The sequence below is a fragment of the Vibrio gallicus genome (assembly GCF_024346875.1).
In the GTDB taxonomy this organism is placed as follows: domain Bacteria; phylum Pseudomonadota; class Gammaproteobacteria; order Enterobacterales; family Vibrionaceae; genus Vibrio; species Vibrio gallicus.
The window spans coordinates 2145765-2159439 of sequence record NZ_AP024871.1 but is presented as its reverse complement, the minus strand read 5'-3'; the positions used below and the strand labels follow the sequence as shown (position 1 = coordinate 2159439).

Genomic DNA, 13675 nt, shown 5'->3' with positions numbered 1-13675 from the left:
GTTAATGACTACTTAACTTCTCTTTATGCTTAGTCAGTTGACGAACTAATTTATCAACTAAGCCATCGACGGCAGCATACATATTCTCAGCTTCTGCTGTCGCGTGAATATCACCCTGTGCTACATGGAGTGTAGCCTCGGCGATATGGTTTACTTTTTCAAGCTTAAGGATAACCTGAACATTAGTAATATGCTCAAAAAAACGCTCTAATTTTTGGAATTTATTATTTACATATTCTTGAAGTGAATCAGTTAGCTCAACGTGGTGGCCTGTCATATTGATTTGCATAAACGTTCCTTCTATTGATGCCTAAATGAGGCGTTTTCGCTGACTCGATGGAGCAATGCCGAGAGATTCACGATACTTTGCAACAGTACGCCTCGCGACTTTGACTCCTTGTTCAGCAAGTAGGGTAGTAATTTTATTATCACTTAATGGCTTGGTTCCGTTCTCCTCGGCAACCAGCTTTTTAATCATGGCACGTATTGCAGTAGAAGATTTGTCTTCACCCTCTTCATTGCTTACATGACTTGAGAAAAAATATTTTAGTTCAAAAATCCCTCTTGGGGTGTGCATAAATTTTTGAGTTGTGACCCGTGATATAGTTGATTCATGCATATCAATAGCCTCAGCTACATCATTTAGTATCATAGGTTGCATTGCTTCTTCGCCTTGATCGAAGAATTGCTGCTGGTTTTCAACAATACACTTAGCGACCTTAAGTAGAGTATCATTTCGATTCTCTAGGCTGCGAATCAACCATTTTGCTTCTTGCAGTTGATCTTTAATGTATTGGTTCTCACGGCTGTCACTAACCGACATTGATGCATAGGTTTGGTTGACGTTAAGTTGTGGAATGTTGGTTTTGTTTAATGAAACCGCCCACTTACCGTTGATCTTTAATACATATATATCGGGTATTACATACTCGATGCTGCTATCACCAATCTGGCTACCAGGTCTAGGGTCTAGACGCTGAACCAGTTGCAACACCTCAATTAACTCATGCTCTTTGAGCTTAGTTTCTTTCACGATTATTTTGTAGTCGCGATTGGCTAATTGTTGAATATGATGTTGTAGAACTTGATGAGCTTGTGCTTTCCAAGGGGTGTCATTGGGCAGAGCATTTAATTGAATTAGCAAGCATTCTTGTAGATTTCTAGAGCCAACTCCAAGTGGTTCGAATTGTTGAATGCGCTTTATAACGGCAACAACCTCATCCTCTTCTAGGTCTTCTAGATTCAAGCTTGCAGTAATCTCTGCCACAGATAAGGTTAAAAAACCTCGTTCATCAATGGCATCAATAACTGCCATTGCAATCGCATGATCGACTTCACTAAATGGTGTCAGCTCTACTTGCCACAATAGGTGGTCATAAAGATTATCTTGAGTTTCACCTTGGTAGACGGGGAGCTCGTCATCAGATGCGATTCCGGTATTGCCACTATTTGCGCTATACACTTCTTCCCAAGATGTATCTATTTCGAGATCATTCTTGAGTGCATTCTGTCCCATCAATTCAGCGCTATCGGGCGCGCTAGGCTCTGACTCTGTTGCTGATAACTCTGATTGAGATGATGCTATCTCATCGGTTGAGTTTTGCTTATCCTCACCGCCCAATTGGTCATTGTCTTCTGTAACTTCAAGCAGGGGATTGGAATCGAGGGCTTCTTGGATCTCTTGTTGCAGGTCTAGGCTAGAAAGTTGCAGTAGACGAATTGCCTGCTGCAACTGTGGAGTCATTGCCAGTTGCTGTCCAAATTTGAGTTGTAACGCTGCTTTCATAATAGGACCGACTGGGTTGACAGGTTAAAGGCGGAATTGCTCGCCAAGATAAACTTTCTTAACCTGTTCATTGCTTAGGACTTGTTCAGGTGTCCCTTCGGCTATCAAATGGCCCTGACTTACGATATATGCACGCTCACATACATCCAGTGTTTCACGAACGTTGTGGTCAGTAATCAATACTCCAAGCCCACGGTCACGCAGGTGTTCAATGATTTTTTTGATATCAATAACTGAGATGGGATCAACGCCAGCAAAAGGCTCATCGAGTAAGATAAATTGTGGGTTGGCCGCCAGTGCACGAGCTATCTCTACGCGGCGGCGCTCACCACCGGAAAGTGCCATACCAGCGCTTTTACGGATATGTTGAATATTGAATTCGTCCAACAATTCTTCGAGCTTATCGTCACGCTCTTGCTTTGAAATATCATCGCGGGTTTGCAACACCGCATAGATGTTATCTTCTACCGAGAGTTTTCTAAATATAGAGGCTTCTTGTGGAAGATAGCCAATCCCCATTCGAGATCGACTATGCATGGGAAGTAGGCTGATATCGTTATCATCGATGAGAATAGCCCCCTCATCACGCGCAACTAACCCTACTATCATATAAAACGAAGTGGTTTTTCCTGCACCGTTAGGGCCAAGCAAACCTACGATTTGACCTGATTCTACCTGTAGGCTTACATCAGCTACAACCTTACGGTTTTTATAGCTTTTGGCTAGGTGTTCCGCTTTTAAGACTGCCATGATGGATTATTTCTTCTGCTTAGGTTGAGGCTGCAAAATAGTCGACACGCGAGAGCCTTTATTACTTTCAGCTACCATTTTTTCAGTCGTAATATGGTAGTTAATCTTGTCACCGTGAATCGTGCTGTCATCTTGTGCAAGCATTGCCTGCTTAATCATGGTCAACTCATCTTTTGACATGTTGTAGTAAAGCTCTTCGGCATGACCTTTAATGGTTTTACCATCATCGGTTAATTGCGAAAACTTGGCTAATTTACCAAAAGCTTCAACTTCTTTGATTGAACCATCTTTGGGGTTTCGATAAACAACAACCTTGTCACCCTCAACATTAATGCTACCTTGGCGCATCTTTACGTCACCTAAAAAGGTCACTTTATTGCTCTTCATATCCAGCTGTTGGCTATCTGAGTCAATATAAACAGGTTGCTCTGAGTCTGTAGATAGAGCAAATGCTGTTGGAGAGAGCAAAACACCAATTAATAAACTAAGGCTTAGCTTTTTCATAAATACCTTGTACATGGTTGAATAGGACTGCTTTGTTGGTATCTAGGTTGCCTTCAAGGGCTTGGCCGACATTGACAAATTGAGGGCCAGTTAAAGTCACCTGAACATCGCTATTAAAGTCTTTCGAGTCCAATTCAATTATCATTTTTTCAGTTTCAAGTGTCTCAAAACTGGCGTCAGGCAGTAGGTTAGTTGCCACAACATTTCCAGTTAAAGTGAGCTGTTGAGATTTAGTCAAAACGCCCTTATCAGACACTACCTGCCATTCTTCTGTTGTACCTTCACGATACACATACAGAACGATGTTATCAAATACGGTGTGACCATCTTCGGCGAAGTGCTCTAGCTTTTCTGATGTAATCAGATAGTTGCGAGTGCCATTTTGGTCGAAATTAGTATTGGTTACTCGGTGGCCAACAAACGTAGGCAGCTCTAAATCGGGCTTAACCTGAGTCTTTATCTGTTCTTGATTCGTTAGCAGGTAGTAGCCTGAACATACAATAATGCCCACCAATACCAACTGAAAGATTCTCGAACTGGTCATATACTCAAGCCTTTGTGTTGTTCTAGTTCGCCACGCGCTTCAAGGATAAGGTCACATACCTCACGCACCGCTCCATGACCGCCTTTAATCTGAGTAACATAATCTGCTTTTTGTGCTAAAAGCGGATGCCCATCATTCACACACACACCCAGTGCTACATGCTTCATGACCGGCCAGTCGATTAAGTCATCGCCAATATAAGCGGTATGTTCAGGTGCAATATTGAGCTTACTACAAATATCATGATAGGCCTTAATCTTGTCATCTTGACCTTGATAAATCAGGTTAATGCCTAACGCTGTCATGCGGTTTTCAACTATTTGAGAGCGTCTTCCGGTAATGATTGCGATCTCAATGCCTGCATTCATTAGTGACTTTACGCCATAGCCGTCACGGGTGTGAAACGTTTTGAGCTCTTCGCCATCATTGCCCATATAAATCAGGCCGTCTGAAAATACGCCATCAACATCGCAGATAAGTAATTTAATACCTTGTGCGGTGTTAAATACGGACTTTGAGACGCTGCCGTATAGAGTGTTGATCATTTCAGTCATAGGTTACATTACCCCAGCTTTTAATAAATCATGCATATTGAGTGCGCCGACTAACTTGCCTTGTTGGCTAAGAAGTAGAGCGGTGATGCTTCTCTCTTGCATCATGTTTAGACCTTCAACCGCAAGCAGACCGGGTGAAGCAGTTGCTGGATTCTTGCTCATGACATCACCGATAACCGCATTATGGATATCCAGTTTAGTGTCGAGTAATCGGCGTAGGTCACCATCGGTAAAGATACCAAGGATATGCTGGTCTTCGTCTACGACCGCTGTCATCCCCAATCCTTTTTGGCTGATTTCCAGTAGTGCATCTTTGACACTGGCGTCAGCAAATACCGACGGCACTTCATCACCAACATGCATGATGTTTTCTAATTTTAGTAATAGTTTGCGTCCGAGCGCTCCACCTGGATGGGAAAGTGCAAAATCTTCTGCGGTAAAGCCGCGAGCTTGCATAAGCGCCATCGCCAATGCATCCCCCATAACCAAGGTTGCAGTTGTGCTTGCCGTTGGTGCCAGCTCAATTGGACACGCCTCTTGAGGTACCGAGATACACAAATGGATATCGGCAAGCTTAGCCATGCTTGATTTAGGTTTACCTGTCATGGAAATAATGCGAATGCTGAGCCGCTTTAATACCGGAAACAGAGACAGTATTTCTCCTGATTCTCCTGAGTTTGATATGGCCAGAACGATATCATTAGCCTCTATCATACCTAGGTCTCCGTGAGAGGCCTCGCCTGGATGAACAAAAAATGCAGAGGTACCTGTGCTAGCTAATGTTGCCGCAATTTTTTTCCCAATATGGCCTGATTTACCCATCCCCATAACAACCACTTTCCCCTCTTTATTATTGAGGATAGTGGTGCAGGCTTGTTCAAATTCGGCATTGAAGTACTGTGAGAGTTGTTGTAACCCTTTGACCTCAATATCGAGAACCTCACATGCAGCTTGCTTAAAATTGAATCCAGACACAGGTTATTACCTTTAACTAGTTAGGTTTACGAATAGATATACTTGGTAGGCGATAAATAACGTAAATAGAACACCACCTTCAATACGGGTGATTTTCTTTGATTTCCCCATCGCCATAACCACCAACAACACAGAGACCCCAAGCATTACCCAGTAGTCGCGACTCATTGCATTCTCATTGAGAATTGAAGGGTTGATAATTCCAGGGATGCCCATTACCGCTAAGATGTTGAATACATTTGAGCCAATGATGTTACCCACCGCCATGTCATCCTCACCCTTCATTACACCTGCCAAGGAAGCAGCTAATTCAGGAAGGCTAGTACCAATAGCGATGATAGTAAGGCCAATAACTAAATCACTCATACCAAAGTATTTAGCAATGTAGACTGAATTCTGTACCAATAGATCGGCTGAGATAGGTAGCAAAATAAGGCCAACGACCACCCAGAAAATGGCTTTTTTATTGTCGACGCCCTCTGGTACTTCAGACTCTTGTTCTGTGATTAACACATCACCATTTAGTTTTTCTTTTCTTGAAATGTGCAGCATCGCTAGGATAAAGCAGCAGAATAAACCAATTAGCAGTAGCCCTTCTCCGCGACCTAAGTAGTCGTTCCACATGATTGCACCTGCCACTAAAGTGACAAGGATCATAAGTGGCAATTCACGCTTTAGAATGCCTGAGCTGACAGAAAGTGGCTTAACTAGAGCTGTAATACCAAGGATTAGTGCAATGTTGGCAATGTTTGAGCCCAATACATTACCAATAGCGGTATCTGTTTTGCCATCAAGGGCGGCAGTGGCAGACACCATCATTTCTGGTGCTGATGAACCCATAGCAAGGATAGTCATACCAATAACTAGCGGGGAGATGCCAAAATTTCTAGCTAAGGCCGCTGACCCATATACTAATCTATCGGCGCTCCATACTAGAAGAAGCAGACCTATGATAAGAAAGCTTACCGCTTCGAACATTACAAACTCTTTATGTTGAATAAAAATTAATGACGATTTTGACGGTTACCCGTTGAAAAGGAAAGGATCAACACAAATTATTTACATAGATGTGATACAAAGAATATCTGTATGGGTAATAATGATACTAGGCAACTGGTTGATTTTCTGTGAATTTAAACACAATAATTCTACCCTAACTGACGAGGAGTGTCGATGTCGGCAGCTAAAGGAAGTATTCAAATTAACCACGTAAGCTTCTCTCGTGGAGCGCGGAAGATCTTTGATGAGGTAAGTTTAGACATTAAACCAGGTAAAATCACAGCGATCATGGGACCGTCAGGAATCGGTAAAACTACCTTGCTAAAGATTATTGGGGGGCAGGTTTTACCAGATAATGGCGAGGTGTGGTTTGAAGACAACCAGATAAATACATTAAGTCGTTCTAAGCTATACCAGGTGCGTAAACGGATGAGTATGTTATTTCAATCTGGCGCACTGTTTACTGATTTGAGCGTGTTCGACAATGTGGCATTTCCTCTTCGTGAGCATACCTCTTTATCTGAGTCATTTATCCGCACGATTGTTTTATTAAAACTAGAGGCGGTTGGATTAAGAGGGGCATCCGATCTAATGCCAAGTGAGCTTTCAGGGGGGATGACTCGCAGGGTCGCATTGGCTAGAGCAATAGCCTTAGATCCAGAAGTCGTCATGTATGATGAACCCTTTGTTGGCCAAGACCCAATTACCATGGGGGTATTGGTTGAGCTGATTAAAAAACTCAACCAAGCTATGGGTATTACCTCGATAGTGGTTTCTCACGATGTACCTGAGGTGATGAGTATCGCTGATTATGTGTACCTATTAGCGGATGGCAAAGTAGTGGCACACGGCACGCCGCAGCAGCTACGTGATATGGAAGACTCTAGAGTGACCCAGTTTATTAGTGGTGAAGCGGATGGGGTTGTACCATTTGCCTACCCCTCGTTGCCCTTAGAGCAGGAGTTGCGCCATGATAGTTAATAAAATCGCGCAGCTAGGGCAAAGTGGAATTCAAGCAGTTACAGGACTAGGGCGCTCGTTATTGATGCTAGTTGGTGCTTTATGCTCTAAGCCGAAGCCAATAGCGAACTTTCCATTATTGCTTAAACAGTTGCATGCTGTCGGCGCACAATCCTTGGTTATCATAGTGGTTTCTGGGCTATTTATTGGCATGGTCCTTAGTTTGCAGGGGTATGTTGTGCTGGTGGATTATGGCGCAGAAGGCAGCCTTGGGCAGATGGTAGCGTTATCGCTATTACGTGAATTAGGCCCAGTAGTCACTGCGCTGTTGTTCGCCGGGCGAGCAGGCTCAGCATTGACCGCTGAAATTGGTCTAATGAAAGCCACAGAGCAGTTATCGAGCTTAGAAATGATGGCGATTGACCCGCTAAAACGAGTGATTAGCCCTAGATTTTGGGCTGGCGTTATCAGCATGCCACTGTTAACTATGATTTTTGTGGCTGTGGGTATCTGGGGTGGACAGCTGGTTAGTGTTGACTGGAAAGGTATCGACAGCGGCAGTTTTTGGTCTACGATGCAATCATCTGTCGAGTTTGGGCGTGACATAGGTAATTGCCTTATCAAGGCATTTGTATTCGCCATTACCGTAACTTGGATAGCACTGTTTAATGGCTATGATGCGAAACCAACCTCTGAGGGAATTAGTCAAGCAACAACGCGCACTGTGGTGCATTCTTCGCTAGCAGTATTAGGGTTAGATTTTGTGCTTACTGCGCTGATGTTTGGGAATTAAGGTATGAATCAAACAAAGAAAATAGAATTATGGGTCGGCACTTTTATGTTGATAGGTATTGCCGCTCTGTTAGTGGTTATATTTAAGGTAGCGGATATAAAAGGTATTGGCGATCAGAGCAGTTATCAACTTAAGGCGTATTTTGACAATATTGGTAGCCTAAAAGTACGCTCACCGGTAAAAATTGGTGGCGTAGTGATTGGGCGAGTGAGCGATATTAATCTAGATACTGAAACCTATACCCCAGTTGTGACCCTATCAATATCAACCAAGTATGGGTATTTCCCTGATACTTCTAGCGCCCAGATTTTAACCTCAGGATTAATTGGAGAGCAGTATATTAGCTTGGTTCCAGGCTTTGTAGATGAAGACGTTGATACGCTTCATGATGGCGACGTTATTGAAGATACTAAGTCAGCATTAGTGCTAGAAAACTTAATTGGTCAGTTTCTGTATAACGTAGGCGGGGACTCAGGAGGTAAATGATGAAGTGGATAACGAGTTTTTGTGCGGTTATGGGGTTGATGTTAGTGTCATTGTCAGCCTCAGCCAATATAGATAAAACTAACCCGTATACAATGATGGAGCAGGTGGGAAACAGCACCTTTACTCGCCTAAAAGAGCAACAAAACGAGCTTCGTCAACAGCCTGAATCGTTAAAGCAGGTTGTTGAAGATGAGTTTATGCCTTACGTCAATTACCGCTATGCAGGCTTAAAGGTACTAGGCAACCATCTCAAACATGCCAAACGCGAGGATGTGTCCGAGTTTTTGGTTGCGTTTCGTGCCTATCTTGTCACCTCGTATGCGCAGGTACTGACACAGTATAAAGACCAACAAATTAAATATGCGCCGCATAAGCCGCTCAAAGAGGGGCAACGCATTGTTGCCATCCCAGTAGAGATATTACAGGTTTCACGTCCACCAATAAAAATTGAATTTAAATGGCGCAAAGATAAGCGCAGTGGTGAATGGCAGGCGTTTGATATTGTCGCAGAAGGCATTAGCCTTCTATCTAGCAAACAGTCTGAGTGGGGCGGTAAAATCCGCAGTAATGGCTTACCAGCTGTAACCAAAGAGCTTACTCGACTAGCACAGACGCCAATTCGTTATGAAAAAGGAAAATAACATGGGGCAGTGGTCTAAAACCTGTAACACCGAAATACAGCTAATTGGTGTTGTAGACCGCAGCTCGGTACCTAAACTCTGGCAACAGGCTCAGCAGTGGTCATGGGAAGTTTCATCGCTATCTATTGACCTAAATGGCATAAAAAGCAGTGATTCTTCCGCTATGGCGCTATTATTGCACTTAATTCAGCATGCAAAAAAAAATCACTGCCATATAATGCTACGCTCTGTGCCAGATAAACTGCTTACTCTATTTGAAGTGAGCAATGCTCTGTTATTAATATCAGATCATTTAGACCAAAATATTGAGGGTTAAAGTGGACAGTTCACAAGTTAAACAGTTGCTCGATGATGCATTACAGCTTGAAGAGATTCACGTGAAAGGTGAAGGTAGCCACTATGAAGTGGTTGCTGTAGATGCAAGCTTCGACGGTATGAGCCGAGTAAAAAAACAACAACTGATTTACGCTCCTCTGACGGAGTATATTCAACGCAATGATATCCATGCACTTTCTATAAAAGCGTTTACGCCAGAAGAGTGGCAACGCGATAAAAAATTGATGTCTTTATAAGGGCGATTAGATGGAAAAGTTTCGAGTTACGGGATCGTCCCAGCCACTCAGTGGTGAAGTTTCTATTTCTGGTGCAAAGAATGCGGCATTGCCGATCTTATTCTCTGCCATCTTGGCTGAGAAGCCGGCAGTAATACGCAATGTTCCAAAGTTGCGAGATATAGATACTACGTTAGCGCTTCTTCAGCAGCTAGGCGCTTCGGCGGAGCGTGAAGGAGATACCACTAATATTCTTGTTGATGCCTCAACCATCAATGAATATTGTGCACCGTATGATTTAGTTAAGACTATGCGAGCATCTATTTGGGCTCTTGGGCCATTAGTTGCTCGCTTTGGCTATGGTCAAGTAAGTCTACCTGGCGGCTGTGCTATTGGTGCACGCCCAGTAGATCTGCATATTCAAGGACTGGAAAGCCTGGGAGCGACCATAGTTCTAGAAGATGGCTATGTAAAAGCGTCTGTGAATGGTCGCCTTAAAGGTGCGCATATCATCATGGATAAAGTCAGTGTTGGCGCCACCATTACTATTATGAGTGCGGCAACTTTGGCTGAAGGTACTACGACACTAGATAACGCAGCACGTGAACCTGAGATTGTTGATACCGCGGAATTCTTGATTGCTCTTGGTGCGAAAATCTCTGGCGCTGGTACTGATACTATAACTATCGAGGGCGTTGAAAGCCTCGGTGGTGGTGAGCATACCGTTGTTCCTGACCGCATTGAAACAGGCACCTTCTTGGTTGCAGCTGCAGTATCGGGCGGGAAGGTGGTTTGTCGCAATACTCGCGCCAGCCTACTAGAAGCGGTTTTAGCTAAGCTTGATGAAGCTGGAGCTAAAGTTGAAACGGGTGATGACTGGATCAGCCTTGATATGACTGGGCGTGACCTTAAGGCTGTAACCATAAGAACTGCGCCTCACCCTGGCTTCCCAACGGATATGCAGGCTCAATTTACGCTGTTGAATATGATGGCCAAAGGTGGCGGTGTTATTACTGAAACCATCTTTGAAAACCGCTTCATGCATGTGCCTGAGTTGCAACGTATGGGCGCAAAGGCTGAGATCGAAGGCCATACTGTTATCTGTGGTGATAGCGAGGGCTTGAGTGGTACTCAGGTTATGGCGACTGACCTACGTGCTTCTGCAAGCTTGGTTATTGCTGGTTGTATTGCTAAAGGTGAGACCATAGTTGATAGAATTTATCATATTGACCGTGGCTACGACCGTATTGAAGACAAACTAAGCCTACTCGGGGCTTCAATCGAAAGATTTAGAGGTTAAGCACTTCATAAAAAGCCGAAACCATAAGGTTTCGGCTTTTTTTATTTGGTACACTGGGTCAATATTGCTTACGCAAAGTATTGCGTGAAGCCACATCCGTTTTATAGTTCGTAAACCCTAATAAGATCTATTGAGCACCCTTAGTGCTGAAAGACTGTGAAAATGAGTTTACAGGGAAAGAGTTAATGATAGCTTTAGTGCGCATAGTTTTAGTCGCTATTTTTGCCATATTTATGTTTGTGTTTGGGTGTGGCTATTGCCTATTTAGCCCACGAAATCCAAAGCATGTATTTACCTTTGGTCGTATGTTTGGTGCTATGCACCGAGTCTTCGGTATTAAACTGGAGCTACGCCTTCCTGAAGATGCCTATAAAAGAGAGCAAGCTACCTATATTGCAAACCACCAGAACTCATGGGACCTGTTTACGGTTTCTTCTGCGGTTACACCAAATGTCGTGACCGTGGGTAAGAAAAGCCTGCTATGGCTGCCTTTATTTGGTCAGCTGTATTGGTTAACCGGAAATATCTTGATTGATCGTGCAAACCGTTCCAAGGCGAAAGGCACCATCGATCAAGTAGTAGATAAAATGAAGCAGACTCGCCTTTCTGTGTGGATGTTCCCTGAGGGGACGCGCTCACGTGGTCGTGGCTTGATGCCGTTTAAAACGGGTGCTTTTCACGCAGCTATTGGTGCTCAAACCCCAATAATCCCTATCGTGTGTAGCACTACTCAAGATAAGATTAAGCTGAACCGCTGGAACAATGGGCATGTGATTATTGAGATGTTGCCGCCGGTAGATAGCACCGAATACAAAAAATCTGAGGTGCGTAATTTGGCTGAGAAATGTCGAAATAGCATGAAGGAAAAGCTGGAAAGTTTAGATGCCGAAGTCGATGCTAGAAATGCTCAGGCTGGGGTTAAAAATAGATAACAAAAAGGGAGCAATCAATGCTCCCTTTTTTAATGGCGTTTATTTAGCTACGAATAGCAATTGCTTCGATTTCAATGCCAACGTCTTTTGGTAGACGAGCCACTTCAACACAAGAGCGAGCAGGGTAGTTTGCCACCTTATGCTCATCGAAGAATTTACCATATACCTCGTTCACAGCTGCAAAGTCATTTAGGTCTTTTACAAATACTGTCATCTTAACAATGTCAGTAACAGATAGACCAGAGGCTTCTACAACGGCCTTGACGTTATCCAGTGATTGGCGTGCTTGCTGTGCAATGTTGTCAGATACTTCACCTGTAACTGGGTCTACAGGGATTTGACCAGAGGTCATCACCATGTTGCCTAGGTCAACGCCTTGAACATAAGGGCCAATTGCGGCGGGAGCCTGTTCTGTATGTAGTACTTTAGTCATTATTTTTCCATTAACTATTTTTATGCAGGGTTATTCTTATAACTCAGTTACGACTTCTCGTGAATAGACTTTTTCACAGTATTTGCATTTTAGTCGAATTGAATCTTTCTTTTGAATAACGTTAAAGTGGCTCTCTACAGGTTCACCATGTGTAATGCAGTTTGAGTTTGGACACTCAAATACACCAGATACCTTTTGCGGAAGCTCAAGCTCAAGCTTCTTAACTACGTTATAGTTTTCAATCTGGTTTACGGTGGCATTTGGCGCATACAGTGCCAGTTTGTTGGCTTGCTCTTTAGTTACAAATACGTTTTCAATCTTAAGCAGGTCTTTCGCACCTAGTGCAGATGATGGTAGGTTAAGACCAATTGTTACACGCTGGTTCGACTTATCCATTGAGAACAGCTTTAACACCTTAATACCTACATGAGCTGGGATGTGGTCGATAACCGTGCCGTCTTTGATTGCTTCTACTTGTAGTTGAGTCTGGTTAGTCATTGTGGTCATCTCTTCTATTATAGGGCTTCATTAAGGACTAGAGCGAGCAACGCTTCACGTGCATATACGCCGTTTTCTGCTTGAGTGAAGTAGTAGGCGTGAGGTGTCTTATCTACATCAGTAGTGATTTCATCTACGCGAGGAAGCGGGTGCAGAACCTTAAGGTTTGATTTGGCTTCTTTTAACATTGCTGCGGTTAGGATGTAAGCGGATTTAATATGAGCATACTCAGACTCATCAAAGCGCTCTTTTTGTACGCGTGTCATATATAGAATATCTAGATCAGGAATCACGCTTTCCATATCGGTATGTAGGCTGTATTCAATACCAGCTTCATCTAACTCTTCGCTGATATATTCAGGCATAGCAAGGGCTTCAGGTGCAATAAAGAAGAAGCGAATGTTGCTAAATTTAGCCAAGGCTTGAGTTAATGAATGGACCGTACGACCGTATTTAAGGTCACCAACAAAGGCAACGTTTAGATTATCTAGCGTGCCTTGAGTCTCATAAATAGAGAACAGGTCGAGTAGAGTCTGAGTTGGGTGTTGGTTTGAACCATCTCCTGCGTTAATAACGGGCACGCCTTTAGAGAACTCAGAAGCTAAACGCGCAGCACCTTCTTGCGGGTGGCGCATTACGTATGCATCAACATAAGTTGAGATAACCTGAACTGAATCAGCTAGGGTTTCGCCTTTTTTAGCTAGTGAGGTGTTCCCACCATTATCAAAACCAATAACACTTCCGCCAAGTCTTTGAATTGCAGTTTCAAAAGAGAGACGTGTACGAGTTGATGGCTCGAAGAAGCAACTTGCTACAACCTTATTCTTTAGCAGAGAAGGCATAGGGTCAGCTTTAAGTCTACCGGCTGTTTGAACGATCAGTTCTAGTTCATCTCTGCTGAGTTCAGGAATAGAGATGACGTGCTTGTTGAAAAGCGAGTTTTGCATGGTCTTCTTCCTTTAATGGAAT

General features: G+C 43.4%; 19 protein-coding genes. 8 read left to right on the top strand and 11 right to left on the bottom strand.

Annotated elements, in window-relative coordinates; genetic code table 11:
• Position 1: 1 nt before the first annotated feature.
• Genes hpf through OCU28_RS10055 form a run of 8 tightly spaced genes read right to left on the bottom strand, consistent with a single transcriptional unit; the run spans position 2 to position 6091 of the window.
• Positions 2 to 289, bottom strand: coding sequence for a ribosome hibernation promoting factor (hpf, locus tag OCU28_RS10090; RefSeq protein WP_261816062.1), 288 nt, complete (start codon positions 287 to 289; stop codon positions 2 to 4).
• 21 nt (positions 290 to 310) lie between these two features.
• Positions 311 to 1786, bottom strand: a complete 1476-nt coding sequence (locus OCU28_RS10085; RefSeq protein ID WP_261816061.1) for an RNA polymerase factor sigma-54 — start codon at positions 1784 to 1786, stop codon at positions 311 to 313.
• A 24-nt stretch (positions 1787 to 1810) separates the two neighbouring features.
• A complete protein-coding gene (gene lptB / locus OCU28_RS10080) occupies positions 1811 to 2536 on the bottom strand; it encodes an LPS export ABC transporter ATP-binding protein (protein WP_261816060.1) in 726 nt (241 codons plus the stop codon).
• 6 nt (positions 2537 to 2542) lie between these two features.
• Positions 2543 to 3040, bottom strand: coding sequence for a lipopolysaccharide transport periplasmic protein LptA (gene lptA / locus OCU28_RS10075; protein WP_261816059.1), 498 nt, complete (start codon positions 3038 to 3040; stop codon positions 2543 to 2545).
• Entirely contained in the window at positions 3021 to 3584 is a 564-nt protein-coding gene (gene lptC, locus OCU28_RS10070) for an LPS export ABC transporter periplasmic protein LptC (RefSeq protein ID WP_261816058.1), read from the bottom strand. Before lptC ends, lptA begins: the two co-directional genes overlap by 20 nt.
• Positions 3581 to 4138, bottom strand: coding sequence for a 3-deoxy-manno-octulosonate-8-phosphatase KdsC (gene kdsC, locus OCU28_RS10065; protein ID WP_261816057.1), 558 nt, complete (start codon positions 4136 to 4138; stop codon positions 3581 to 3583). The genes lptC and kdsC overlap by 4 nt, the downstream gene beginning before the upstream one ends.
• A 3-nt stretch (positions 4139 to 4141) precedes the next feature.
• Entirely contained in the window at positions 4142 to 5113 is a 972-nt protein-coding gene (gene kdsD, locus OCU28_RS10060; RefSeq protein WP_261816056.1) for an arabinose-5-phosphate isomerase KdsD, read from the bottom strand.
• A 12-nt stretch (positions 5114 to 5125) separates the two neighbouring features.
• Positions 5126 to 6091: a calcium/sodium antiporter gene (locus tag OCU28_RS10055; RefSeq protein WP_261816055.1), complete on the bottom strand. Its 966-nt coding sequence runs from the start codon at positions 6089 to 6091 to the stop codon at positions 5126 to 5128.
• A 195-nt stretch (positions 6092 to 6286) separates the two neighbouring features.
• Here OCU28_RS10055 and OCU28_RS10050 point away from each other — a divergent pair, with 195 nt between their 5' ends.
• The 8 genes from OCU28_RS10050 (at position 6287) to OCU28_RS10015 (ending at position 11775) form a co-directional block, all read left to right on the top strand.
• The gene (locus OCU28_RS10050) at positions 6287 to 7093 is read left to right on the top strand and encodes an ATP-binding cassette domain-containing protein (RefSeq protein ID WP_261816054.1); all 807 of its coding nucleotides are present in this window, start codon (positions 6287 to 6289) and stop codon (positions 7091 to 7093) included.
• On the top strand, positions 7083 to 7865 hold the full coding sequence (mlaE, locus tag OCU28_RS10045) for a lipid asymmetry maintenance ABC transporter permease subunit MlaE (RefSeq protein WP_261816053.1): 783 nt from the start codon (positions 7083 to 7085) through the stop codon (positions 7863 to 7865). Before OCU28_RS10050 ends, mlaE begins: the two co-directional genes overlap by 11 nt.
• A 3-nt stretch (positions 7866 to 7868) precedes the next feature.
• Positions 7869 to 8351 (top strand): outer membrane lipid asymmetry maintenance protein MlaD, encoded by a 483-nt coding sequence (mlaD, locus tag OCU28_RS10040; RefSeq protein WP_261816052.1) that lies wholly within the window; start codon positions 7869 to 7871, stop codon positions 8349 to 8351.
• Positions 8351 to 8992 (top strand): phospholipid-binding protein MlaC, encoded by a 642-nt coding sequence (mlaC, locus tag OCU28_RS10035; RefSeq protein WP_261817479.1) that lies wholly within the window; start codon positions 8351 to 8353, stop codon positions 8990 to 8992. Before mlaD ends, mlaC begins: the two co-directional genes overlap by 1 nt.
• The gene (locus tag OCU28_RS10030) at positions 8976 to 9308 is read left to right on the top strand and encodes an STAS domain-containing protein (protein WP_261816051.1); all 333 of its coding nucleotides are present in this window, start codon (positions 8976 to 8978) and stop codon (positions 9306 to 9308) included. Before mlaC ends, OCU28_RS10030 begins: the two co-directional genes overlap by 17 nt.
• A 1-nt stretch (position 9309) precedes the next feature.
• Positions 9310 to 9564: a BolA family iron metabolism protein IbaG gene (ibaG, locus tag OCU28_RS10025; protein ID WP_261816050.1), complete on the top strand. Its 255-nt coding sequence runs from the start codon at positions 9310 to 9312 to the stop codon at positions 9562 to 9564.
• Positions 9565 to 9574: 10 nt separating this feature from the next.
• Complete coding sequence (gene murA, locus OCU28_RS10020) at positions 9575 to 10843, top strand: UDP-N-acetylglucosamine 1-carboxyvinyltransferase (RefSeq protein WP_261816049.1); 1269 nt, start codon at positions 9575 to 9577, stop codon at positions 10841 to 10843.
• Between the two features lie 185 nt (positions 10844 to 11028).
• On the top strand, positions 11029 to 11775 hold the full coding sequence (locus OCU28_RS10015; RefSeq protein WP_261816048.1) for a 1-acylglycerol-3-phosphate O-acyltransferase: 747 nt from the start codon (positions 11029 to 11031) through the stop codon (positions 11773 to 11775).
• 43 nt (positions 11776 to 11818) lie between these two features.
• Here the strand turns inward: OCU28_RS10015 and OCU28_RS10010 are convergent, their stop codons facing one another.
• The 3 genes from OCU28_RS10010 to pyrB are packed head-to-tail and all read right to left on the bottom strand — an operon-like array spanning position 11819 to position 13653.
• The gene (locus OCU28_RS10010) at positions 11819 to 12208 is read right to left on the bottom strand and encodes a RidA family protein (protein WP_261816047.1); all 390 of its coding nucleotides are present in this window, start codon (positions 12206 to 12208) and stop codon (positions 11819 to 11821) included.
• Between the two features lie 36 nt (positions 12209 to 12244).
• Positions 12245 to 12706 carry an aspartate carbamoyltransferase regulatory subunit gene (gene pyrI / locus OCU28_RS10005; protein WP_261816046.1) on the bottom strand — a complete coding sequence of 154 codons (462 nt, stop codon included), beginning with the start codon at positions 12704 to 12706 and terminating at the stop codon, positions 12245 to 12247.
• Positions 12707 to 12723: 17 nt separating this feature from the next.
• Complete coding sequence (gene pyrB / locus OCU28_RS10000; RefSeq protein WP_261816045.1) at positions 12724 to 13653, bottom strand: aspartate carbamoyltransferase; 930 nt, start codon at positions 13651 to 13653, stop codon at positions 12724 to 12726.
• Positions 13654 to 13675 lie beyond the last annotated feature (22 nt).